This window comes from Mucilaginibacter sp. BGA-UO-ETr-C110 (genome assembly GCF_059567985.1).
The window spans coordinates 4,562,754-4,587,622 of record NZ_JCAQPB010000002.1 but is presented as its reverse complement, the minus strand read 5'-3'; the positions used below and the strand labels follow the sequence as shown (position 1 = coordinate 4,587,622).

Genomic DNA, 24,869 nt, shown 5'->3' with positions numbered 1-24,869 from the left:
TTTTGATTATTGTTATACAAGTAAATAATAATGCAGTTGTAAGTCCGTTTTTATACAGCAAAGTGTTTTAATAACACTTTGTAAGCTTTTAATAGCTAAAATGTTACGGAGAAAAATGAAAAATCAACGAAACTATTACAATCCAGGCTTGATAGGTTGTTGATTTTTTTTCAGTTTTGTCGATTGGTTAATATTTTAATTACATCTTATTAACCTGCTGTTACTTAGGTTATGATTGATTTCACAGAAGAGCTGTCTGAAGAGGAACTGGTACGATTGCTGAAGCAAGACAGGCTTGGTGCGTTCCGTGAGATATACTCCCGGTACTGGAAAAAACTATTTGACGAGGCATATAAGAGGCTAAAAAACAGAGAATTGGCTGAAGAGGTTGTACAGGAACTTTTTACTAATCTTTGGACAAAAAGGCAAGTACTACAAATCAACACTACTATAGGTGCATACCTGTATTCGGCCATAGCAAACCAGGTTATTGACATTTATCGTAAGGAATTGGTGCGATCAAGGTATAAAGAGGCTTTTAAAGTTGTACATACCGAGGTTGATAACTCAACCGTAGATTCCATCATGTTAAAAGATCTGGTTTATACCATTGATGAAGAAATAAGCCACCTGCCGGATAAATGCCGATCCGTATTTGAGCTGAGCCGTAAGGAACATAAAAGCAATAAGGAAATAGCCAGTTACCTGGGCATATCCGAGAAAACGGTAGAACAGCATCTTACCAAAGCAATAAAACAAATTAGGCTTACCCTTACCCACTACCTTGCCCTTATGCTGTTCTTACTGCTGAAATAATTTATTAAAAAAAAAGTTTCCAACCGACTAAGGGATGTGTCTTTCTCAAACGTCAATCATAGTATAAACCGAATTTTTTTCTTTTCATGAAAGAACATCTATCTATTGAATTACTGGAACGGTATATTAATGGCGAATGCACGGATGATGAAGCTGCCCTGGTAAAACGGTGGTACCAATCATTTGAACATGATGCTAATTATACTTCGGCCCTGAATGCCTCTCAGCAAAAAGAGTTGGAAGAAAAGATATATAACAGTATACTGAACAATATAGATGCTGTAAATGATCAGGAAGCGCCGGTAATAAATAAGAGAAGTAATACCTGGCTATGGGTAGGTGCAGTGGCTGCCATGTTGTTGATAGCTATAATGATAGGTTTATACCGTCAAACAAATACGGGTAACCAGGATATGCTGGCCAGTAACCAGCAGGAAATGGTTGCTATCACTAATAACTCCCACCGCATTTATAAATCAAAACTTCCCGATGGCAGCACGGTTTGGTTAAACCCTAATGCACAATTAAAGTATCCAAAGGAATTTGCAGCATCGGCACGTATGGTTTTCATGTCGGGCGAATGCTTTTTTGAAGTCACTAAAAATCCAGAACGTCCTTTTATAATCAGTAGTCATTCTATCATCACCAAAGTTTGGGGAACAAGTTTTCGTGTACGTGATAATGACCTAAGCAGCGAAGCTGATGTGGCTGTAGTTACAGGTAAAGTATCCGTGAGTATTAAAAGCAAACAGAGTATAAACAATACCCGGTTAAATATAGAAAATGGGGATGTGATGCTTTATCCGCATCAGAAGGCAGTATACTCTGTGCACGATCATACGCTAAAGCCCGTTACCAAATCTGATGAAACCACGCTTAAAATATGGAACCACGAGGATTTGTTATTTGATAATAGACTGATGAAAGATATTGTACCTGTACTAAACGCGAGGTATAAAACACACATTGTTGTAGCCAACGAAAAATTGAACCACTATATGCTTAACGCCGATTTTACGGGCTTTAACCTGCCCGACGTTCTGGAGGCGCTTAACAAGTCGTTAAGTATTGATTACGAAATAAAAAATAATACCATCGAACTTAAATAAACCAACTATTAACCAAACCCATGATTGAATGAAAGAGAGAACAAAAGCCTAAAAATCAGTTATAAGCCAGCAAGAAACTGGTATAAATAAAAAAACTTAGAAGTGTTACGACCACTCCTAAGTTCAGATTAGCCCAAATCAATTGACACCATTTTTAATGGTGGCGGGGCGTTAATTGTCTCATTTTTAAAAAGAAACATAACAAATATATGAAATTTCGTTTACGAACACCTATTCCCTGGTATCAAATCATGAGGATAACATTTATTCAAATTCTGATATCAACCATGTTAACCGGTATGGCATACTCAAACACCTTGAGTGCCCAGGGTATACTTGATAAAAAGGTAAGTATATCATTAAATAATACCACCCTGGTTGATGTATTAACTCATTTGCAAAAGAATGATAATGTTAAGTTTATATACAGCAGCACAGCCATCAACGGCACTCAGAAAGTTTCTGTTAACATGGAAAACGAGTCGCTTAAAAATGTGCTTGACGAAGTATTAAAAAGTAAAGGTATAAGCTATGAAGTACTGCAGGGCAGGATCGTCCTGGGTAAAGCCGGCGTGGTTAACGAAGCAACCTCAACTCCCGAAACTACACCAGTAAATACAGAAACAGATGTTGCTGCAACGCCAATAACCGGTAAAATTGTTGACCAAAGCGGTGAGCCCATTATTGGAGCCAGCATTCTTGAAAAAGGCACCACGAATGGCGTGTCAACAGATCTTAACGGTAACTTTAAACTGAACGTAGCCGGTCCGTCATCGGTATTGGTAGTAGCCTATATTGGTTATAATAACCAGGAGATAACTGTTGGTAACCAAACTAACATTACCATAACCCTGGTTGAAAACGTTAAAAATCTAAACGAGGTTGTTGTAGTAGGTTACGGTACGCAAAAGAAAGCTACCGTCACAGGTGCTATCAGCAGTGTTAAAGCTGCCGATATACAAGATCAGCAGGTAACCCGTATTGATGATGCTTTGAGGGGGCGCGTTAGTGGGGTAAGCGTTGTACAAAGCTCTGGGGAGCCTGGTGCTGCTCCACAAATACGTGTAAGGGGTGTTACATCAAGAATAAATAGCAATCCGTTATATGTTGTTGACGGAGTTGTTGTTGATGACATATCGTTATTGAACCCTAATGATGTTGAATCAACGGAGGTTTTGAAAGATGCGTCTGCAGCTATCTACGGTTCTCGTTCATCAAATGGTGTTATCCTCATCACTACCAAAAAAGGTAAAAAAGGGGATGCTGTAATTAGCTATAACGGTTATGTTGGTTTTCAGGGGCCGGTAAGCAAAGTTAAATTGGCCAATGCGTCACAGTATGCCACTTTAAGAAATGAAGCACAGGTTAATGATGGCAAAGCTCCTATATTCACCAATCCGGGATCATTAGGCGCGGGTACCAACTGGCAAAATGAGATCTTCAGTAACAATGCTCTGATTCAGAATCATAACCTGAATATCAGCGGCGCTACTGATAAAGTTACTTACTATACCTCATTTGGTTATCTTGATCAAAAAGGTATCGTAATGCCTGATATTTCTGATTACAAGAAATTCAACTTTACAACCAATACTACTTATAAAGTAAAAAAATGGTTCACTATTGGTGAAAACTTTACATACTCTTACAATCGCAATAAAAGTGTAGGTAATACCAATAGTGTATTTGGCGGTCCACTTAGTTCTGCTTTAAACCTTGACCCTCTTACCCCGGTAACAGTAAGTGATATTGGTGCCCAACCAAACGCATCTGTTTATACTGATCAGGCTAATTACATAGTAAGAAATGCGCAGGGATTGCCATATGGTATATCCAACTATGTATCGCAGGAAATCACCAATCCTTTTGCATATGCTCAAACCCGTGTGGGTAATTACAGCTATGCTACCAATCTTTTGGGTAATGCTTTTGCCGAGATTGAGCCGATTGAAGGTTTAAAGATCCGTACGCAGATAGGTGCTAAACAATCATACTACGGGCAGGATGGTTTTACACCGCTTTATTATCTAAATTCAAGCACAAGTAATCTTTCAAACACCTCACAGTATCAGGAAAACGACAGGAACTTGTCATGGAACTGGGATAATACTGCTACATATACCCGTTCATTCGGTAAGCATAATTTATCTGCTTTAGTAGGTACCAGTGCGCAGAAAATAACGTCATCAGGCCTGGGTGGTACTTTCATCGGTGAGCCGGTAAATTCATTTGCCGACGCTTCAACCGGCTTCGCTTTACCAGCAGCTAACAGGATAGCTACGGGTATTATTGCTCAACCACATACACTGGCTTCGTTTTTTGGTAGGGTAACTTATGATTATAATCAAAAATACCTGTTCACAGGTATCATCCGCCGTGATGGTTCGTCAAGGTTTGGTAGCAACAATGTTTACGGTACCTTCCCATCGGCCGAAGCTGGTTATGTGATCAGCCGCGAAGATTGGTTCCCGAAAAATACATTTGTTGATTTTATTAAACTACGTGGTTCATACGGTATTGTAGGTAATGAGATGGCCGTTGGCGATTTTGCCTATGCTGCAACTATTGGGAGCGGTCGTAATTATGTATTTGGTAACGATAACCTGATTGTAGGTTACAGCCCTAATGCGCCGGCTAACCCGGATCTGAAATGGGAAGAAACCCGTACCGCTGATCTTGGTTTTGATGCTACCTTGTTCAATAACTTGAGTGTAACCTTTGATGTATACAGAAAGCTGACTAAAGGTATGCTGCAAAATGTGCAGTTACCAACTTATGCCGGTTTTAGTGGTCAGCCATTTGCCAATGTTGGTGATATGGAAAACAAGGGTGTGGAGTTAAGCCTGGGATATACTGGCAAAGCAGGTGATTTTAAATATAACGTAGGTGGTAATATATCTTATAACCACAACGAAGTAACCAGCCTGGGCAATCAGATCAACTACTTTACTGTAGGTAGCGTACAAAGCTCAACCTATGAAATTGGCCGTACTGCTGTTGGTCAGCCGGTGGGTGCGTTCTATGGCTTCCAGGAGTTAGGTGTGTTCCACTCACAGGCAGAAATTAACGCTTATACTAAAAATGGTCAGTTAATACAGCCTAATGCCAAACCAGGTGATTTTAAATGGGCTGATGTAGACGGTGATGGTAAAATAACTTCGTCAGATCGTAAATTCCTGGGCAATCCGCTGCCTACCTTTACTTATGGTGTAAACTTTAACGCCAGCTACAAAAACTTTGACATAAAAATATTTGGTCAGGGTGTTTGGGGTAATAAAATTTACCAGGCTTACCGCAGGTTAGATATCGCTTCGGCAAATTATCCTATCGCGGCTGTAAACGCATGGACGCCAGAAAATGCAAGTAGCAACTATCCTCGTTTAACCGATGCTGATCCAAACCAGAATTTTAAAAACCCATCAAACTTTTATCTGCAAAATGGTGCTTACTTCCGTATCAAAACCTTGCAGTTAGGTTATAACCTGCCACAAAGCTGGTTAAAATCGGCAGACGTTAAAAAGGTAAGGGTATTTTTAAGCAGCAACAACCTCGTAACCATTACCGGTTACAAAGGTTATGATCCCGAAATAAGTGGTGGTATTGACATGGGCATTTATCCTCAGGCCCGCACATTTATGGCTGGTTTAGACATTACTTTATAATAACAAATAACAAGATTGATCATGAAATCAAAATATATTATATATACGGGAGCAATTTTGCTGGGTGTAGGTGCTTTAGCTTCCTGTAAAAAATCATTCCTGGAATTAACGCCACAAGGGCAATTCCTTCAATCCAATTATTATGCTAACCCTGCGGAGGCGCTTACCGCTGTAGTGGCTGCTTATGACCCTTTGGTTACTGAAACTGGCGGTATTGATAATACCTACTCATCACCACTGGGAGCATTGAACGCTGCATCGGATGATTGTTACGCAGGTGGTGGTAGCTCGTCAGACGTACCCGCATGGCAGGCTATTAATAATTATACCCTGTCGCCAACTGTTGGTCCTCAAAACCAATTCTGGGCTATTAACTTTCAGGGTGTAAACCGCGCCGACGTTTTGTTGGAGCAATTACCTAAAGTACCAGGTTTAGGTGCCGACCTGTTAAAAAGATACACAGCCGAAGGCCAGTTTCTGCGTGCGCATTATTACTTTGACCTGGTTAGGTTATTTAAAAACGTACCGTTAATACTGACTACATTAAATATCAACAACGTGTATCAACAGCCTCAGGCACCTGCCGATGCTGTATATGCGCAGATAGAAAAAGATCTGTTGGCAGCTATTGATGGTTTACCGGTAACTATTATCGCTTCCGAAAATGGTCGTGTATCTCAGGGTGCAGCAAAGGCCCTTTTAGGTAAAGTTTACCTGTATGAAAAAAAATGGTCAGATGCCGCACGTTTATTAAACGATGTAAATACCAATTACAGCTATAAACTGTTGCCTAACTATGGTGATGTATTCAGCACCAAAAATAAGTTCAACAGTGAATCGATCTTTGAATTAGTACACTCTGGTACACAAAGCTATACCTGGAGCAACTGGGATCAGTTTAAATCAAACGTATATGTACAAATGGTTGGTCCAAGAAGTTATACCGGCCCAATTTACTACAGCGGTGGTTATGGCTTTAGCCCGGTTACTACCCAGTTAGCTGATGCCATGAAAGGTGATCCGCGTTATGGTTACACCATTGTAAATATCGACAGCTTAACCAAAGCTACTAAAACAAGCTATGCACCAAGCTATCAGAATACTGGTTACTTTATACAGAAATACGCGCCTATAAACGCTAATAAAGTAACAACAGGTATTACCGAACTGAACTGGCCTAATGACTACATCGAGATCCGTTTGGCTGATACTTACCTGATGGAAGCTGAAGCTGATTTGAACGGTGGTGGCAGCACCGCGCGTGCCCAAACTTTGCTTGATGCTGTACGCAGCCGTGTGGGTTTACCATCTGTAGCGGCAACTCTGCAAAATGTGTATACCGAAAGACGTTTAGAGCTGGCTACCGAGGGTCATCGCTGGTTTGACCTGGTACGCTGGGGACAAGCACCTACTGCTTTATCGTTTAAAGGCTTTAAAGCAGGTGTGAATGAAATTTTACCTATCCCATTGAACGAGACAACCAATGGCAGCCAGGTAAAACAAAACCCAGGCTATAATTAATATAACCGCTTATATAGAAGGGCTGCCGCGTTATGTGGCGGCCCTTTGTTTTTTTATTTGTTTTATATAATTATTGAAGTAAATTGTTGTTGATTTTACGAGCTTACCCCAGCCGATAAAATCAAATTTAAACCACCGTATCCAATTTGTGAATTAAGGACATGCTTAAAAAAAAGACCTTCTTTTTTGTTTTAATTTCCCTTATCCCCTTAAGTTTTATTTTAACACAGTGTTACAACGCAGGTGCTCCGGAAGATGATCCCCGCGGGCAATTATTTGCCGGTTCAGAGAGTTGTGTTAAATGCCATAGCGATGTTTATAATTCCTATGCTCATACCGCTCATTTTCAAACTACACGTCCCTCCTCAGCCGATAATATTAAAGGCAGTTTTACGAAAGGGTTTAACATTTTGGATTATGGTAGCGGGCTGCACGTAGCCATGGAAAAACGTGGTGATAGCCTTTACCAGGTTGGATACCTAAACAACAAACAAACCCAAGCCGAAAAGTTTGAGATAACTGTAGGCCTGGTTAATGCCCAAACCTATTTGTATTGGAAAGAGAACCAGTTATTTGAGTTGCCGGTGTCTTACTTTACGGCTTTGCATGGCTGGGCTAATAGTCCGGGGTATGATCCAACCCGTGTGAATTTTCAACGCCCCATATTGCGTAAATGCCTGGAGTGCCACACCTCCTATATCAGCGATCTGCCTCAGGCGAGTATGCAGGTAGGGTTTGATAAAGCCTCCTTGATATATGGTATTGATTGCGAACGGTGTCATGGCCCGGCTGCTAATCACGTTAATTACCATACCGCTTATCCGGATGAAAAAAAGCCAAAGTATATTACCACTTATGCATCTTTAACAAGGGGGCAAAAGATGGATGCCTGCGCGGTTTGCCATTCTGGTACAAAGGGCGATTTTCAGCGTACGTCATATGCTTTTCATATGGGCGATACCTTATCCAAATTTAAGGAGATGACCTTTTTGCCCGATGATCCTAAACATCCCAGCCCCGATGTGCATGGTAATCAGAGTGCGTTGCTACCCACCAGCAAATGCTTTATCATGAGTAAAATGGATTGCAATACCTGTCATGACCCGCATGTTAACCAGGAAAAAAACATAGGAATGTTTACCCAGAAGTGCCTGAGCTGCCATAGTGAGGCAAAACACAATTTTTGCAAAATGGCTCCGCAGATAGGTGCAGTTATTAATAACTATTGTATCAATTGCCATATGCCGCAGCAATCATCGCATGTGATTATGGTAGGTGGAGGCTCCCAGGGTAAAACCAGCGCGCCTTACCTGTTGCGAAATCACCACATAGCGGTTTACCCCGAGGAAACTCAAAAGGTGTTGGATTTTATAAAGACAAAGAAAATATAAAAAAGAGACTGTATCATAAACCAAATTAACCGCCCTTGGTGTTGTGCCAGCTATGAATTGAAATTAAGCTGATCATATTTATACAAATTGGATTTACATAATTTATGGTTTACACTGTAAACCCACTTTTCGATGATAAAATAAATTAATTATTTGATTATCAGTAAATTATAATAATGTAAACCGTAAAAAGTGTAAACCATGTAAACCCACTTTTTGTTTATAAAGTCAATTCAAAACTATACATCAATTTGTGATTGAGTACCCGGGTAGATCAAAGAAAAAGAGGTTGATCACGATTGATGATACAACCTCTTTTTTAACTAGTTAATAGGTAAGCGTTAAACCCCCGCCCCAACCCATGTCGCTGTCATAATGACTGGACAGCGCAAAATTGTGGGTAAAAATATACCTGAATCCGGCTGCATATTCCCTGTCAGTATTACCCATAAAGGTGAAGCGTAGGCGGCTGGTAACCGGTATATCATCACGGCTTAGCTGAAACCTGAGCTTGCCATTGCCATCAATGCGGGCATCGGCCACAACCAGCATGGGTAGCGTATAAGCCAAACCGGCAACTACCGTTTTACGGTTGTCTTTGTTGCTTACCTGGCCAAACAGGTTTTTTTCTGGCTCGCCATTGTCCTTTTTGTGATGGTAGTCAAAGCCACCATAAGCATATAGCCATTGCATACGACCAAAATATCGGCCCAACATGGTTTCGCTTTCGTAACCATCGTGATCATGCAGGCCAAGGTGCCACAAGGTCGAAAACTTCCAGCGGGTGTTAGCCAGCGCGGCGGTACCATCGCTGCCATTGCTTTCCAGTCCTACTCTTGCCGATGCATAAAAATGCTGGTCATCGGCATAGATCTTTTTAATTGCCGCGGCTGGATCCGGGATCTCGGGGTTAGGCGGCGAGTTTTCATAGCTGAATATCCGTCCCATACCACTCATCATATGATAAAGGATATGGCAATGGAAAAACCAATCGCCGCTTTCGCTTGCTCTAAACTCAATGGTGTCCCTTTCCATCGGCATAATATCCAGTGTATTCTTCAAAGGCGAATGATCGCCCTGGCCATTCAATACTCTGAAGTAATGCCCATGCAGGTGCATAGGGTGTCGCATCATGGTGTTGTTATACAGGATGATGCGCACATTCTCGCCCTTTTTAATCAGGATCTTATCTGATTCGGATACGGTCTTATTGTTGATCGTCCACACGTAACGGTTCATGTTGCCGGTAAGGTCAAACCGCAGTAATTTGGTTGGCCCCTCTGGTAGGGTGGTCACTTTGGTTGATCGTAGCATACCATAGTTCAGGGTAACAATATCAGAGGAACTACTGCTCATGTCCATGCCATCCATATTCATGCTGCCCATGTCCTTATGATCAGTTTTTTTGCCACCCATGTCCATACCCTCCATCTTGTCGGCTTTCTGACCTTTTTTATCAGCAGGTTTTTCGGCCTCCCCGGTTATTTCAGGATACATCACCGTGTTCATATCCATTACCTGGTTGGTCATGGTCATGCCATCCATCTCCTTCATATTGCCTTGCATATCCATCATCCCGTTCATCATTTTCATGCCCTCAAAATATTTCAGGCGCGACAGATGCGTGGCTTTATGCTGCGTACCCGAGCCCAGCCAAAGTGAAGTGTATTTGGTTCGATCCTCGGGCGTAGCTAAAAATTCATAGCTGCCATCTTTAGGAATGGTGACCACCACATCATAAGTTTCTGCCGTAGCAATGATCAGGCGGTCAACTTTTACTGGTTCCACATCTTCGCCATCATTGGCTACTACGGTGAGCTTGCCACCTGCATAATTGAGCCAGAAATAGGTTGACGAACTACCATTAACCACATGCAGCCTTACCTGGTCGCCGGCTTTAAACTGCGGCGCGGTATTCTCTGCTTTGCCATTGCTGAAAAAGCGGTCGTAGAACACATCACTTACATCCATGGCAGTCATCCGTTTCCATTCGTTAGCCACCTTGGTTTTAAATTGGCCTTCTTTAATGGCCTCGGCATAGTTCTGCGTGCTGCCTTTGCGTATGGCATACCAATCGGTAGCGTTATGCAGCAGGCGCTGCACCTGTTCGGGGTTGTCATCTGTCCAGTCGCTCAGTAACAAGGTGTAATCCTTAATGGGTGACGGTTGCTTTTCATGGATAATGAAAGCGCCATACATACCGCTTTGCTGCTGTGTCATGGTATGCGAATGATACCAGTAGGTACCATGTTGCACCAATGGGAACTTATACAGATGCGTTTCACCGGCCTTTACAGGCGATGTAGTGAGGTAAGATACACCATCGTACCGGTTAGGCAGTATGAGTCCATGCCAGTGGATGGATGTTTCCATCATCATGTTGTTATGTACGTAGATCTCGGCAGTATCACCCTCGGTAAAGGTAAGCGTGGGTGCCGGTATCGATCCGTTAATGGCCATTGCGGGCCTGGCTTTACCGGTATAATTTACGGTGGTATCGCCTATATATAAATGATAAATCTCCCTGTTGCCTATTTTGGTATAGAAAGGCTCCCGCTTACCGCCAGCACCCTGATCCATTTTCATAGACGTATGATGTTGACCGAAAGCAGTAGCCACCAGGAACAAATTTACCCATATTAAAAGGTAAGTCTTCATAAAAAGCCTGTTTGTTATTTGGTAGCCGGGGCCAGCGTTTCTGTTGTTTTACCACAGGTTAGCATTTGCTTGCCGTAATATGGATTTTTAACGGTATTGGTTTCGCTCAACCAGGTGGCTTTTTTCATAGGGCAGTATTGTTCGTAAACTGTGTTGGTGTTCAGTTTAAGGCCTTTAACTACGGCGTACATGTTCTTGGATAAACTGGTGAAATGTTCGCGTTGGTGATCAATGGCATCGCTCTCGCTGATGTGGCGACTATCAAATTCCAGTTTTTCGGCATAGGTCATCCACAACTTATGCTGATCGGCAGTTAACTTATCCATGGGCACGGCGGCAATGGCAGCTAACAGATCTTTAGCTTTTGCTTTGGTTTGCGCGTTATTATCGGTGGTAAGGGCATTTTTGACATCCAGGTAAGCACTCAGTACATTGTTTACAGCGGTATTGGCTGTTTTATCCTGGGCTTTAACGGTTGAATAAGTGATGAATACGGTGAAGAGTATTATGATGGATTTTAACGTTCTCATGATTTTTATGATTAAAAGTAATTAATTTTTTTTGATGGTTAGAACCTGTAATTGACGGTTAATAACCATATAATTCAAATGTCAAGGCATAATATCGCCTCAAATTAAAACAGGATTACTTATCAGATCAGATCTGGAGAGAACGTTGTTGTATAGCTAATGCTTTGCCGGATAAACCCGGCGGGGCCTTACCTAAACTTAGCTTAAATGTATTTAAAACAAGGTAATGTGTAGCAGCCGGGATTAGCTGAAATGGCCTGGTAACAATAGCTACCAATGGCGCTTGGACATCAACACCTGCTGGTTTTATGTTTTCTTTGATCACATAATTGCCATGCTTTTTGCAGCAGTCGCAATCATCGCTTTTTGAATTGTGTTTGTGATGATGATGTGCAGCCTTGTGGTTCATGGCCTGCATGGCCATTTTGTTGCCCATTAAGCTTTGACCGGTACAATGCACCAGGCACACAAACATCCCTGTGGTGAGTAACAGGTAAAATGCTGCTATGCTTAAAACGGCCGCTCTTTTCATCTGGCAACAAAGTTAAAGCATTATAACGGATATGTTTTATAAAATTTTATGTGCTATTTATAAAATTTTGGTCAATAAAAAAGCCCTTAGCTAAAAGCTAAGGGCTGTGATAAGGTTTCGGTCAATATGATTAATAGCCTGGATTTTGTTGCAGTTTTGAATTCAGGATAATTTCGGCAGAGGGAATAGGGAAAAGACGTTTGTTTACGTTGTTGTCGGTTTTATAGCCCCATGACTCTTCGTATTTACCAAAACGGATCAGGTCGTTTCTTCTCCAGGTCTCCCAGTTCAGCTCGCGGGCACGTTCCTGTAAAATATTTGGCAAGTCGACACTGGCCCAGGTAGCGGCTTTACGTTTTGCCCTTAACTGGTTAACCAGCGATAAAGCGCTTTCACCATTGGTTGAGGAAGCTCCCCGTAAAATGGCTTCGGCTTTCATCAGTAATATATCGGCATAGCGGAATACCGGTACATCATTACTCTGGTTACGATCTGTAGCGGTAACATCCGGATAATATTTGTTATTACGGATACCTTTGGCTTTACCCAGTTCGTCGCCGCCAACCTCAAAGGTAGGCACATCAACCAGGGTCAGATCAGGTGTGAAAGTTAGCTGGAAATCAACAGGCGCAGTAGGATCCGGGCCGCTGTACGAAGCATCCAGGCCTTTTTTAGTCGTTTTAATAATGATAGGGTTACCGGCAAAGTCATATTGTTTACCAATGAGCCAAATGCTGGTACGGATGTCATTAGGGTCATTGAACTGTGCGTAGTAAGATGGTATGGTACTGCATGGATTGCTCAGGCGGTATAGTAAACCATATTTAGCCTGTAGAGCCGGGTGCAGGTTGTACCAGGTAAATTGCTCACCCTGAGCTTGTGCATGATCAAAAGGAATAGCGAAAATAAATTCCTTGTCCTTAGGACCGTTATCCGGGTAAAACATTTTGATATAATCATCTTCCAGGCTGTATTTACCCGATTGGATAATGTTATCACACATCTTAACCGCGTCGTCATAACGGCTTGTACCGGTATAAACCTGTGCGTTCAGATACATTTTGGCCAGTATAGCGTAAGCGGTATATTGGGTCGGCCTTCCGTATGTGGTTTGATCAACTACCTGGCTCAGGCTGGGGATCACCTCGTTCAGTTCCTTTTCAATAAAGGCGAACACATCTTTACGGGCAGTGGTAGAAGGTTTATCAGCCGAACCAAAAGTGGTTACCACAGGGATATTACCATACAGATCCATCATAAAGAAGAATACCATGGCGCGGGTAGCTCTTAATTCTGCAATGGTAGCAGCCTTAGCTGGGTTATCAGGAGCAGTAGCAAAACTTGCAATAACACGATTACAGGTACTTATGGTACCAAATCCCCATGTCCAGGCGTCTTGTACCTCCGGAAGATCGGCATTCCAGCTGTGATAGTGTAACTGTTGATAACGGCCGCCATCGCGCCATCCGCCGGCTCTTGCGGGCATAATAGCCTCATCGGTACTTAGGCTTTGCATTTGCCAGTAAGCTTGTGCAAAAGAGCCTCTCAATTGTGCATAAGCAGCTCCTGATGCCAGGATAAATTGCTGTTGTGTTACAGGGAAATTAGCAGGGGTTAATTCGGTTTCAACCGGTACATCAACCTTGGTGCATGACGATATGGTTAGCGCGGTTAAAAATATGGCGCAGTATTTATGAATGGAAGTTTTCATGTTGATCTCTTAATGGGATGATTTAAAATGATGCACTTAAACCGAACAGGAAAGCCCTGGTACGCGGGTAATAGTTCTTATTATCAATGCCCGGCGTAAGCCCTCCTAATGAAACTTCAGGGTCGATACCCTTGTAACCCGTTATAACGGCCAGGTTGTTGCCTGACACATACAAACGCAGGTTACGGATACCCGGAGTGAATTTAGGGAAGGTATAACCCAGAGTAGCATTATCCAACCTTAAATAAGAGCTGCTTTCGATATAACGGTCAGAATACAGATAAGCGTTAACGTCCTTTGGCGATTCATTAGCTGATGAAACCGGCAGGTTATAGCTTCTTACATCGCTGGTACGGTTCAGGTCGGCCAGGGTAGCGTTCAATACCTTACCGCCTAATGAACCGCGGATAAATACATTCAGGTCAAAATTGCCATAGTTAAAGCTGTTGTTAAACCCGAAGAGTAATTTCGGCTGTGCGTTGCCTGCATAAAAATAATCTTTAGATGTTGGGGTGGTAGTAACACCGCCGCTACGGCTGTAGAATTGTGATACACCGGCTGCATTTTTACCCGCGTATTTGTATAACAGAAACTGACCAACCGGGTAACCGGTTTTCAGGATCTGTACTTTGTAGCCGGTTTCGCCCTGGCCACCTGGTTCTGCCTGCGGTATCGAATCCAGTTTAAAGCTGTTGTTTGACAAGGATACCAGTTTGTTATTGTTATGCGCTATGTTGATAGAAGTGTTCCAGCGGAATTTGCTCGATTGTACGGGTATCGCATCAATAGTAATCTCATAACCTTTGTTAGAGATGGAGCCCACGTTGGCTGTTAAAGTACCCACAAAGTATTGAGTGGTTGATACCGGATAGAAGTAGATCAGGTCGTTGGTCTTTTTGTCATAAGCTTCAATAGTACCGCTTACTCTGCCTTTGAACATCGAAAAATCCAGACCTAAGTTGTACATGGTGGTTTTTTCCCATTTCAGATCGGGGTTGGCATTTTGTGATGGGCCTATCGAGTTGGTGAATGTACCATTGTAATAAAATGCGCCTGACGAACCGTATTTTATCTGTGATATCAATGGATCAAACCCCAGGGAGTTACCGGTGATACCATAGCTGGCACGTAGTTTCAAATCGTTAAATAGATGCTGGTTCTGCATAAATGATTCTTCGGTGATCCTCCATCCTAACGAGGCTGATGGGAAAGTACCCCATTTGTTGTTGGCGCCAAAAGCCGATGAACCATCGCGTCTTAATGATAGCTGTAACAGGTATTTATTATCATAGCTGTACTTGGCCCTGCTGTAGAAGGATATTAAGCGTAGTTTTTGATACAGGTTTGGCCCCCAGTCGGTCACAAATCCTGCTTGTGGCGAGCCTAAACCAATATTCAGGTAACCAATATCATCTGTAGGGAAGTTGCGGTTGTTGGCCTGAAAACCATCACCGTTAACATCCTGCTGTAAGCTGTAACCTGCCAGCACATTGATATCATGTTTGCCGGTAGCTTTAGCATAGGTCAAAAAGGTTTCACCTACCTTACGCGTGTTTTCAAAGGATGAGCGGTAAGCCTCGCCATTTACACCCTGATCAAGCGTGTATTTACTGTTATAATAAGAACCGCCATTTACCTGTTCGCTTTGTGACGACAGGCTGATGTTGTAGGTAAAGTTAAAAGGCAATTTCAATTCGGCAGTAGCATTAATTAGGTTTAGTTTGCTTTTAGTTTTTTGATAAGCATCGGCTAATAGCGCTACGGGGTTGTAGTATTGTACCCTTTGCAAATTTTCGGTATACGCGCCGTTTTGCATCACCGGTACGGTTGGCAGGTAACGCAGCATATTGTACAGCACAATATTTTGGTTAGGAATGATGTCCGCATTGCTGGTGGCGTTATTTACTGATAAACCCAATTTTAACCGGTCATTAAAAGCCTTTTGCTCTACAGCTATTTTGGTAGTTAAACGGTTTAAAGCACTGCCTTTCAGGATACCTTTATCATCAAAATAATTAACAGAGGCACTATAGGATGTTTGGTTAAAACCGCCGCTAAGGGCCACGTTATGGTTTTGAGAGTAACCAGTGCGGCTTACTTCTTTTTGCCAGTCGGTATTAGCACCTTTTTGATCGGATGGATCAAGAGACAGGTTATTTTTGGTCAGATAGTCGTTCAGTTGGGTGGCATTCATCATCTTAATGCTGTTGGCGATCTTTTCAAAACCAGCGTAAGCATTATAGGATATGACCGCCTGGCCGCTTTTGCCCTTTTTTGTGGTGATGATAATTACACCATTGGCAGCTCGAGTACCATATATGGCAGTTGCAGAGGCATCTTTTAATACATCCAGTGTTTCAATATCGTCTGGAGCTACCAGGCGGAAATCGGCACCGGGTACACCGTCGATCACATAAAATGGTTCCTGGGCCTGACCGGTACGCAAGGTTGACGGGCCGCGCAAGCTAATAGATGGTGTTTCGTTTGGGTCGCCCGAACGGGTAATGTTTAAGCCAGCCACTTTACCTTGTAGTAATTGTGCGGGGCTGGTGAATGCACCTTTATTAAAATCTTTATTTTGAACAGATACGATAGAGCTGGTCAACAGTTTGCGCGATTGCTTTCCATAACCTACTACTACCACTTCTTTCAACGCGGCCTGATCTGGTTTTAAAGACACGTTAAGGGTACCGCCCGAAACCGCAAGCTCCTGCGATTGGTAACCGATGAATGAGAATATCAGGATATTGTTTTCGGCAGCCTCAATATGGTAACTGCCCGAGATATCAGTTACGGTGCCATCGGTGCTGCCTTTGATCTTTACCGATACGCCGGGCATGGTTTCGCCTGTTTGCGAATCGATAACTTTGCCGCTAACCCGCATGAGCCTGGCGGTGGTTTGTACATATATGGTTTGGTCAACCCTTTTGAATGACAGACCAGATTGTTTGGCTATTTTTTTTAATACCTCATCAATAGGCTGGTTATTTTCAGAAAGACTGATCTTTTTACTGAGCTGTTCCTCTGTAGCATTGTGTATAAAGCGTAAACCGGTTTGTTTTTCTATCAAAGAAAATACCTCCTTGATCGATTTTTCAGAAACCTGGATAGTGCAATTGATAGAATCTGACGCGCGGTTTACGTTAGCTGCACTGACTTGTACAACCGTGCACATCAAATAAATAGCACTTAAAAGCGAGAATATATATTTTTTCATATTTTTGAGATTGTTTTACTAAATGAATTGGGTCCTTTGGCGAGAACCTGATTACGGAGCAGGTAGTATGATCTGATCATGCTGCCTGTTGTTGTTTTATGGTTTTTCTTATTTCATTAAAATTACCTTTCTTGTGTTTAGTTACATTTACCGGATATGATCACCTTGTTGCCTTGCATTTGCCATGATACATCCGCTACCATCCTGATCTGTTCCATCACTTTAGCCAGCGGGATATTATCAAAAGTGCCTTTTAGCTTGCAGCGCAGCAGGGTGCTATCTTTTAATAGTACAGGTACGCCATACCATCTGCTTAGTTTTTTGGCGGCATCGGGCCAGCTGTCATAGTTAAATACCAGTTTGTTTTCTTTCCAGCCGGTAATATCATCAGTCATAAAATCGGCAACATGGGCCTGATGATTGCTTTTGGAATAGATCATTTGTTTACCCGGATCAAGGATGATACGCTTGGATGGATCATTATTCATATCCACCTGAACTTTGCCCTGTACCAGTGATACGGTAATATTACTGTCGTTTTTGTAAGCCGAAACGTTGAAATGCGTGCCCAGTACTTGCGTAGCTATTTTGCCGGTATGTACAATAAATGGTTTTTGCGGATCTCTTTTTACATCAAAAAATGCCTCACCCTCCAGGTACACTTCCCGTTTATCATCACCAAAACTATTAGCGATACGCAGGTTGCTTGATGAATTAAGCGTAACCGTGGTGCCATCCGGCAGGTCGATCTTTTTCTTTTCGCCGGGAGCGGTATGTTTTTCGGCCATGGCCAGGGTATCGGCCGGCTTGGTACTAAGTTTGGCTTTATATAACCAAAAGGCACCTGCCAAAATCAGCGCCGAAGCAGCTATGGCCAGTATGGGGCGTAGTTTTAGGATAATGGAGTTTTGATGCCCTGTTTTTGCTGATCCGTTTTTACGGATATGCGCTCCTGCCTCCAGATCATCTATCTTTTTATTTAAACGGGCTAATGCTTCATTAGCTTTACCACTATTATTGGGTATAGCCTTTTTTGCCGACCAGATCTCGGCTATATCTTCAAACGCGTCGGAAAATTCCTTGTCTGTTTGAACTTTTTGTAATAAATACTGGGTTTCCTCTTCGGTTATCCTTCCCTCCAGGTAGCCTATGATCAGTAGGTAATGATGTTCATCCATGTATGCCATTTTGAAGTAAGTATTCAAAAAGGCATAATTCGATTACATGTTTTTACGATTTAACATAATGTTAATATTGGTGCCAATTACTTAACAAAAAGCAAGCGTTTCCTGAAATAATTTACGGATCGGTAAATATGTGTCTTTACCGTATGGGGCGAGATGCTTAAAATTTCGGCAATTTCCTGGTAGTCAAGCTGGTGTTGCCAGTTCATTAAAAAAATAAGCTTGCCCTGTTCGGGCAATTCATCAACAAAACGCTCGATCATCAGGCGGCGATCCTTTCTGAAAAGCATTTCATCCGGGCGCAGGTGATCGCTGATAGCTTTATCTGATGCGTACTCTTCGGGCAGTAGCTGCATTTTTTGATTTTTGCCTTTTAGGGTGTAAACCCTGTTTTTTACAGCGCCGTACAGGTATGATTTTAAGGAGGTATGGATATGCAAACGTTCCCGTTTTACCCAGATGTCTAAAAAAACGTCGGCAATAATGTCCTCTCCATCATCGCCGTTTATGCCTAAAAACCGGCAAAAATCAGATAATAATGGATAATATTTTAGAAATAAGGAATTGAAGGCTTCCCTGTCATCTGCTTTTACCCGCGACAGTAATTCTATATCATCCATTATAAATAATCAATAGGGGCAATAATATAACTAAGGTATTACTATGCTTAATTTTATAAGTTAAGTTATTGTTAAGCTTTAAAAGCTCAAAATTCAACATCTAACAGCCTCTTCGAGGTGTTTTATAAATTCAGCAATAGTGCCTATAAATTGGTATTCAAAATTGGTTTATCGCCGGCATACGCTGCATACCTGCATTAAGGGTCTGGTGTTTCAGTCAGGATAACTCCCTGAACCCTTGTTCAAAAGAAGATAAAATAAATGAGATTCCAAATTAAGCGTTTAACTATTTAGGATACTGATGCGCAATATTTGCTTTTTACATAGCTAACCGTGGCGGTGATCATTTCCCGGAGTACACCTTCATCAACATCCTGCAACTTTTTGATGTAGATGCAGCCTTTCCCGGCTTTGTATTTACCAAAACTGGCAAGCAGTTTTTCTTTCTCAATTGGGTCCTGCATCAGGTAAAGGGATATTTCGGCTTTGCGCGGGGAGAAGGCTACCAGCGGCATATCGCCTTCGCGGCCACTTGCATATTTGTAATGCCCACTGCCAAAGCCAACTATAGCGGGTCCCCACATTTTGGCTTTTAGTCCGGTTTGATCTTCCATGATCTGTACCAGTTTGAAACTATCCTTACGTTTGGTTTCATCGGTAACCGAATTTAGAAATTCGGCTACACTGGCAGTGGTTTCTTTGGTTTTGTTTTCGGCCATGGGTGTGATATGTTGAAGGTGACAGGTTTCTGAAGTTCGCCACAACTTAATTAAAGATAATTATAAAATTCAAACAGCCACAATCAGCAGAAAACTTTTTAAACCTTTATTTTAACACTTTTCTCATCAAAAACGAGGTGAAAACGTGTCGAAAACTGCTCAAAACTCATTCATAACTATCGATTTTAACACTTTTTAACAAATTTTAGACAGGTTTTGAAAGCTTTAAAAAGTATTATATGATTGATTGTCATGATATTGCGTATAAATAGTTCTGATTTTTGAGCCTTTTATCCCTTTAACCAAACAGCCCTGCTTACGATATTCAAGTAAGCAGGGCTGGTGTTTGGATGTACTTAAGTATACAAAAAATGTTTGGGATATGCAATGATAGTTCACCAAAAGGAAGGAGTAAATCATAATTAAAACCATGTCATTGCGAGCGTAGCGTGGCAATCGCATACTGTACAGGGCGAATAATGCAAATCGTAGAGCGCTCAATTGCCGCTAAGGCTGTTACTTTGTCTTGATACAAAGTAACCAAAAATCAAGTCAGCAGAAATGCTTCTTTGCGCACAAGGCCTTTGCCCTGCAAATCGAGCAGAACCAGGGCTGCAATTATTTTGCCCTACTTCGTTCCCACAACCTGCGCTTCAGCAAAAACTTGCTATGCCCCGCATCCGCACCAGCCATCATTGTTCTGCCCGCTTTCGCCCGAAGCTTAACTGCTGACGGAGGAGAAATAAGAAGAAAGGATTTTCTCTATCCCTCTTTGCGGTCAGCCGAAGAGAGGGCGATCCAGCGAAGCGTAGATCGGGTGAGTCAATTCCGGTTTAAAGCCTTTTTATCTTAATGATGGATAATTATAAAACTGGAGCCTGCCGGTACCGTTTACTTTGATGGTTTTGGTTTCGTCGGCGCCGTGGCTGTTTTTTAAAGTAAGACTGATCTGGTTTTCGCCTTTTTGCAATGGTATACGCGCGTATGAAATGTACGAGGGCAGGGTTTGCCAGTTACGTGTATCGGCTTTTTCCGAGAGCAGACTATACAGCTGTATACCATAGCCTATGCCCTGTAATAAGGAGTTGGTATTGCCATTATTGTCTTTAGCGGCGGCACGTACCGAGTACTCTGCTATCTTTTTTACGGCTAGCCTGGAGAGTGTTTTACCGATCTCTTTTAATGTGCGTTGCTGTAATGTTTTAAAGGCCAGTTCATTAATATCCTCGGCTTTTTCAAACGGGATCTGCTGTTGATTATTGGTGACTACCGCGCCCGAATAATATGGGGTTTGTGCCACGTATTTGGGCCAGGCCACCCGCAGGCTTTCTACCGATTTGGTATTTACTTTATACCTGTCGCCGCTATAATTGAAAGGAACCACTATGCCCCCGGCAGCGTCGGTAAAGAAAAGATCACCGTTATCATTCCTGATCAGGCTGAAAAATAAATCGACCTGGGTTTTAACCGGGGCCAAACCGTTTTCCCAAAAAAGGATCAGCTCGCCGCCCTCGCTGGGTTTGGGCAGCACGTAATTGTTGATGCCGAAGGTTTTTTCAAATTGATCCGCCTCTGTTGTAAAGCCATTCAGATTTGCCGTACGGATCACATCCTGTTGCAATCCAAGCGGCATAGTAGTGCCATAATAGGTTTTATCCGGGTTTTTTAGGTATAGCTCGGCAGCGTTACGGTACGATATAAATGCGTTATTAACATCGTTATTGCTTTCATAAAGCATACCCTGTAGCATGAGCGAAAAGGCGTCGTTTGAGTAACGGCTATCCTTGTTATTGAACTTATCGCCCTGTACTTGTGCTTGTAAACTAATGCGCCTGGCTTCTACGATGGCATCTTCGGTATTGTGCAGATACATGTAGTTGAGCGCTTTGTAGTAATGGATCATGAATTTCTCAAAATCCTCGCCTTTATAGCGTTGCTCCATAGGGTTTACCAGCGCGCCAACGGCTTCATCAGCAGCACTGGTCATGCCTTGCTCCAACAGCGAATCGGCCTCATTAAAATACTGGTTGCTGTTTTTATATTCTCCGTTCAGCTGACTTATCCTTCCTTTTTCCATGAGGTAAAGGAGCCTGTTGCGGGGTTTTTGAATCAGGCTGTTTTTGTCAAGCTCAGTCTCGGCCGCTTTGTAATTCCCGGCCGAAACATTTTTATAATACGGAAGAATACGGTCATTATAAGATGCGCAGCCTGACAAAAAAAGCATCAATCCTATAACAGACGATGCCTGGAGAATATACTTGCGGAGGTTTATCATTGTGAAGGTATTAGTATCAAGTAGTTAGTATCAAGTATCAAGACAGCTTCAAAAAGCTATATAAATAGTATTCAAAAAATCTTGATACTTGATACTAACTACTTGATACTAAAAGTAGATTAGTTTTTAACGTATTTGGCTATTTTCTTTTCGCCTATCCAAACTACTTCGTTGGTTTGGATGTTGGTCAGTTCCAGGTTTACCTGGTAGTAAACTACTTTTTGGCGTTTGTGCGCATCAACAATAGAATTGATAGAACCCTGCAATATATAATCGGCACCGTTTTCCAAACCGAATTTTTTCATGCTCGAAACGGTAGCATTGGTTTGCTGATCTTCTTTTTCGGCACGTAACTCATCACGTTTTTTGCCGCCCTGTACCAAACGTACTTTTTGAGTTTGTATAAATGCGCTTTCCACATCTTTTACAAATGTTTCGGCATCAATATGTTCGTGGCTTTTGTTTTGAACAAAGCCCACAATAACTACCGGTCTTTTACCCTGGTGCTCTTGTTGGTGTGTATTGATCCAGTTGGCATTTAATATTTTATCGGTAAGGTCGGCTGCTACTAATCTCGAGTCGCTGTTGTTCCAGTTTCCGCTGATATCGATAGTTTCGTCTGTACTAACACGTGTTACTTGTCTGGAGCATGAGGCTACTAACATTCCTGAAACTGCAAGGGCAGCAACGGCTATAAATTTGTTGAATTTCATGTGTATTGTTCGGGGTTTTATATAGTAAGATTGTATTTTATGTGAATTGTTACCAGCCAAATCCTATTCCAACGCTGGTACGTCCGCCCCAACCACGGCCATGGCCGCCCCAACGGTTGCCCCAGCTACCGCCCCAGCCGCTATTCCAGCCCCAATTACTGTAGGGGTACGAGTAGCCGCCATAAAGGCTCCATGATGGTGAGTAATCATAACCGTTCATACGTTCCTGATGGCGCCATTCGCGGTTTTGCCTGCGGCGTTCCAATCTGGCCTCGTACCAGTCATAAGCTTTATAGGTATTTTGAATAGTGGTTCCGTGCAGACTGTTCAGGCTGTCGGCTCCACGCATATATTTATACTGACTTTCCAAATATCTTGGATTTTGATCAGGTTCTAAAGCAGTTGTTTGTTGAGCGTGTACTACGCCGCTGTAAAAGCTACCTATCAGTAAGCTGGCAATGATAATTAATTTCCTTTGCATGACTTTAAATTAGATATAGCAAAAATAAGTAAAAACAAATCGTATGTACCTACAGAAAGTTGACGTACAGTCATTTATTTAACGTTTTTTAACTATAACGATCATATATAAACGAATAAAAAAGCGCCTCTGCCATTTTGATGGAGATATGCTTTTTCTATCAGACTTGAATTGGAGGGAATGGATTAATGGGGGTTGTAAATAAATTTTGATTGAAAGGCCATGGGCGGGTACGTATTTCGATTCCGTCACGTCATTGCGAGGAACGAAGCAATCCCCTTTATACAGGGCGAATAATGCAAATCGTATACCCGCTCTTGGCCGCGGGAGGGCCAGTCACTTTTGTCGCCACAAAAGTAACCAAGACCGAGCGAAGCGAGATAATGAGCACCAATAAAAAATAAACAATAGGCGAATAAAGGCTTCAGCAGAGAGGCTTCTTTGCCGCACAATGCCTTTACTCTGCAAATCAGACAGAACCACGGACTGCAATTATTTTGCGCTACTTCGTTCGCTCGTTTCCCGCGCTTCAGCAAAAACTTGCTATGTCCCTGCAGCCGCACAGGCCACCATTGTTCTGTCCGATTTTGCCCGAAGCTTATCTGCTGAGGGGAAGAAAAAGGTGTCTCGCAGAGGATTCTGAGGTTTGGGCCGGATATTTTCCAGTTCCCTCCCCACGGGAGGGGTGCGGATGGATGGTGTTGTGGCTGGGAGGGGTTTATGCGTGATGCAAGCTTATATGATGCAGAAACCTCTTCCTCCCAAGGAATCGCACATGCCCCCGATATAATCACTGCGTTTTCTGATCCCTCCGGCTTGTCGCTATACTAAAGGATACTACTATCCTTTAGTATAGTAGTATCCTTTGTATATCAATAGTAAATACCTTTGATCAAACAAAAAAATAAGAAACAATGAAAAAGATACTGAATATCATTTCGAGCGTTAACGGAAACGAATCCTTCAGCAACAAGCTATCAGGCGCTATATTGGAAAAACTATCCGCTGCTTATCCCGGCAGTACTGTGCAAACTCGTGATCTGACCAAAAATCCATTTCCGTATTTGGAGGAATCACATCTTACCGCGTTTTATACGCCGGATGAAGCGCGGACAGCCGAGCATCGTGAGGCTATCAAACACTCCGACGCGGCGATAAGCGAATTGAAGGATACAGACGTTATTGTAATTGGTGTGCCGATGTATAATTTTGCTATCCCATCTACATTAAAATCATGGATAGATCATGTTATCAGACGTGGTGTTACTTTTAGTTATGAAGAAGGTGGTTTACCGGAAGGACTTGTAAAAAACAAAAAGGTTTACCTGGCTATCGCCTCAGGAGGGGTATTCTCCGAAGGACCTATGAAAAGTTATGATTTTACAGAATCGTATCTGAGAACTGCCCTCGGTTTAATTGGTCTTACGGATATAACCGCTTTCCGGGTAGAAGGACATTTCAGAGGCGAAACCAAAGAAACCGCTTTGCCCAAAGCTTTGGGTGCTGTTGAGGAGTATGCTTATTAAGGCAGCGGGGTAGTAATAATAAATTATGTCATTGCGAGCGTAGCGTGGCAATCTCCTCGCTTGCATATTGAACGCGAGGAGATTGCTTCGTCGTTCCTCCTCGCAATGACATAGTTATTTCTTTACCCTCTTTGCGGCAAAGCCGGAGAGAGGGTGGTCCAGCGAAGCGGAGACCGGGTGAGTCGACTATGCGCGATGCAAGTT

At 42.4% G+C, this 24,869-nt stretch carries 17 protein-coding genes; 6 read left to right on the top strand and 11 right to left on the bottom strand.

Translation table 11 applies throughout. The features are described 5' to 3' along the window. Positions 1-231 precede the first annotated feature (231 nt). From AC57BQ_RS19735 to AC57BQ_RS19715, 5 genes are all read left to right on the top strand, one after another. The gene (locus AC57BQ_RS19735) at positions 232-816 is read left to right on the top strand and encodes an RNA polymerase sigma factor (protein WP_496407896.1); all 585 of its coding nucleotides are present in this window, start codon (positions 232-234) and stop codon (positions 814-816) included. A gap of 86 nt (positions 817-902) precedes the next feature. Continuing rightward, positions 903-1,925, top strand: coding sequence for a FecR family protein (locus AC57BQ_RS19730; protein ID WP_496407895.1), 1,023 nt, complete (start codon positions 903-905; stop codon positions 1,923-1,925). A 299-nt stretch (positions 1,926-2,224) separates the two neighbouring features. Further along, positions 2,225-5,587: a TonB-dependent receptor gene (locus AC57BQ_RS19725; protein ID WP_496407894.1), complete on the top strand. Its 3,363-nt coding sequence runs from the start codon at positions 2,225-2,227 to the stop codon at positions 5,585-5,587. A gap of 21 nt (positions 5,588-5,608) precedes the next feature. Beyond that, the gene (locus AC57BQ_RS19720; RefSeq protein ID WP_496407893.1) at positions 5,609-7,108 is read left to right on the top strand and encodes a RagB/SusD family nutrient uptake outer membrane protein; all 1,500 of its coding nucleotides are present in this window, start codon (positions 5,609-5,611) and stop codon (positions 7,106-7,108) included. A gap of 161 nt (positions 7,109-7,269) precedes the next feature. Then, positions 7,270-8,499 (top strand): multiheme c-type cytochrome, encoded by a 1,230-nt coding sequence (locus AC57BQ_RS19715; protein ID WP_496407892.1) that lies wholly within the window; start codon positions 7,270-7,272, stop codon positions 8,497-8,499. Between the two features lie 327 nt (positions 8,500-8,826). Here AC57BQ_RS19715 and AC57BQ_RS19710 read toward each other — a convergent pair whose 3' ends face one another. From AC57BQ_RS19710 to AC57BQ_RS19660, 11 genes are all read right to left on the bottom strand, one after another. Beyond that, positions 8,827-11,157, bottom strand: a complete 2,331-nt coding sequence (locus tag AC57BQ_RS19710; RefSeq protein ID WP_496407891.1) for a multicopper oxidase domain-containing protein — start codon at positions 11,155-11,157, stop codon at positions 8,827-8,829. A 14-nt stretch (positions 11,158-11,171) separates the two neighbouring features. Further along, entirely contained in the window at positions 11,172-11,687 is a 516-nt protein-coding gene (locus tag AC57BQ_RS19705; protein WP_496407890.1) for a DUF3347 domain-containing protein, read from the bottom strand. 127 nt (positions 11,688-11,814) lie between these two features. After that, positions 11,815-12,219 (bottom strand): HYC_CC_PP family protein, encoded by a 405-nt coding sequence (locus tag AC57BQ_RS19700; protein ID WP_496407889.1) that lies wholly within the window; start codon positions 12,217-12,219, stop codon positions 11,815-11,817. Positions 12,220-12,349: 130 nt separating this feature from the next. Next, positions 12,350-13,930, bottom strand: coding sequence for a RagB/SusD family nutrient uptake outer membrane protein (locus tag AC57BQ_RS19695; protein ID WP_496407888.1), 1,581 nt, complete (start codon positions 13,928-13,930; stop codon positions 12,350-12,352). Between the two features lie 22 nt (positions 13,931-13,952). Further along, a complete protein-coding gene (locus AC57BQ_RS19690) occupies positions 13,953-17,147 on the bottom strand; it encodes a TonB-dependent receptor (RefSeq protein ID WP_496407887.1) in 3,195 nt (1,064 codons plus the stop codon). Positions 17,148-17,284: 137 nt separating this feature from the next. After that, positions 17,285-18,325 (bottom strand): FecR family protein, encoded by a 1,041-nt coding sequence (locus AC57BQ_RS19685; RefSeq protein ID WP_496407886.1) that lies wholly within the window; start codon positions 18,323-18,325, stop codon positions 17,285-17,287. An 86-nt stretch (positions 18,326-18,411) separates the two neighbouring features. Continuing rightward, complete coding sequence (locus AC57BQ_RS19680; RefSeq protein WP_496407885.1) at positions 18,412-18,951, bottom strand: RNA polymerase sigma factor; 540 nt, start codon at positions 18,949-18,951, stop codon at positions 18,412-18,414. A 290-nt stretch (positions 18,952-19,241) separates the two neighbouring features. Beyond that, positions 19,242-19,670 (bottom strand): DUF1801 domain-containing protein, encoded by a 429-nt coding sequence (locus tag AC57BQ_RS19675; RefSeq protein WP_496407884.1) that lies wholly within the window; start codon positions 19,668-19,670, stop codon positions 19,242-19,244. An 844-nt stretch (positions 19,671-20,514) separates the two neighbouring features. Next, positions 20,515-21,945 carry a COG3014 family protein gene (locus AC57BQ_RS19670; RefSeq protein ID WP_496407883.1) on the bottom strand — a complete coding sequence of 477 codons (1,431 nt, stop codon included), beginning with the start codon at positions 21,943-21,945 and terminating at the stop codon, positions 20,515-20,517. A 119-nt stretch (positions 21,946-22,064) separates the two neighbouring features. After that, entirely contained in the window at positions 22,065-22,658 is a 594-nt protein-coding gene (locus tag AC57BQ_RS19665) for a penicillin-binding protein activator LpoB (RefSeq protein WP_090472599.1), read from the bottom strand. 49 nt (positions 22,659-22,707) lie between these two features. After that, positions 22,708-23,139, bottom strand: a complete 432-nt coding sequence (locus tag AC57BQ_RS19660; RefSeq protein ID WP_496407882.1) for a hypothetical protein — start codon at positions 23,137-23,139, stop codon at positions 22,708-22,710. A 914-nt stretch (positions 23,140-24,053) separates the two neighbouring features. Between AC57BQ_RS19660 and AC57BQ_RS19655 the strand changes: the two genes are divergently transcribed. Beyond that, positions 24,054-24,665 (top strand): FMN-dependent NADH-azoreductase, encoded by a 612-nt coding sequence (locus AC57BQ_RS19655; protein WP_496407881.1) that lies wholly within the window; start codon positions 24,054-24,056, stop codon positions 24,663-24,665. Positions 24,666-24,869: the final 204 nt, after the last annotated feature.

What these genes read in the sequence shown, in the direction of transcription:
- AC57BQ_RS19655 (WP_496407881.1), top strand. Translation starts at nt 24,054, where the DNA reads ATGAAAAAGATACTGAATATCATTTCGAGCGTTAACGGAAACGAATCC.
- AC57BQ_RS19695 (WP_496407888.1), bottom strand. Translation starts at nt 13,930, where the DNA reads ATGAAAACTTCCATTCATAAATACTGCGCCATATTTTTAACCGCGCTA.
- AC57BQ_RS19690 (WP_496407887.1), bottom strand. Translation starts at nt 17,147, where the DNA reads ATGAAAAAATATATATTCTCGCTTTTAAGTGCTATTTATTTGATGTGC.
- AC57BQ_RS19720 (WP_496407893.1), top strand. Translation starts at nt 5,609, where the DNA reads ATGAAATCAAAATATATTATATATACGGGAGCAATTTTGCTGGGTGTA.
- AC57BQ_RS19660 (WP_496407882.1), bottom strand. Translation starts at nt 23,139, where the DNA reads ATGCAAAGGAAATTAATTATCATTGCCAGCTTACTGATAGGTAGCTTT.
- AC57BQ_RS19715 (WP_496407892.1), top strand. Translation starts at nt 7,270, where the DNA reads ATGCTTAAAAAAAAGACCTTCTTTTTTGTTTTAATTTCCCTTATCCCC.
- AC57BQ_RS19725 (WP_496407894.1), top strand. Translation starts at nt 2,225, where the DNA reads ATGGCATACTCAAACACCTTGAGTGCCCAGGGTATACTTGATAAAAAG.
- AC57BQ_RS19700 (WP_496407889.1), bottom strand. Translation starts at nt 12,219, where the DNA reads ATGAAAAGAGCGGCCGTTTTAAGCATAGCAGCATTTTACCTGTTACTC.
- AC57BQ_RS19675 (WP_496407884.1), bottom strand. Translation starts at nt 19,670, where the DNA reads ATGGCCGAAAACAAAACCAAAGAAACCACTGCCAGTGTAGCCGAATTT.
- AC57BQ_RS19705 (WP_496407890.1), bottom strand. Translation starts at nt 11,687, where the DNA reads ATGAGAACGTTAAAATCCATCATAATACTCTTCACCGTATTCATCACT.
- AC57BQ_RS19670 (WP_496407883.1), bottom strand. Translation starts at nt 21,945, where the DNA reads ATGATAAACCTCCGCAAGTATATTCTCCAGGCATCGTCTGTTATAGGA.
- AC57BQ_RS19710 (WP_496407891.1), bottom strand. Translation starts at nt 11,157, where the DNA reads ATGAAGACTTACCTTTTAATATGGGTAAATTTGTTCCTGGTGGCTACT.
- AC57BQ_RS19685 (WP_496407886.1), bottom strand. Translation starts at nt 18,325, where the DNA reads ATGGATGAACATCATTACCTACTGATCATAGGCTACCTGGAGGGAAGG.
- AC57BQ_RS19665 (WP_090472599.1), bottom strand. Translation starts at nt 22,658, where the DNA reads ATGAAATTCAACAAATTTATAGCCGTTGCTGCCCTTGCAGTTTCAGGA.
- AC57BQ_RS19735 (WP_496407896.1), top strand. Translation starts at nt 232, where the DNA reads ATGATTGATTTCACAGAAGAGCTGTCTGAAGAGGAACTGGTACGATTG.
- AC57BQ_RS19680 (WP_496407885.1), bottom strand. Translation starts at nt 18,951, where the DNA reads ATGGATGATATAGAATTACTGTCGCGGGTAAAAGCAGATGACAGGGAA.
- AC57BQ_RS19730 (WP_496407895.1), top strand. Translation starts at nt 903, where the DNA reads ATGAAAGAACATCTATCTATTGAATTACTGGAACGGTATATTAATGGC.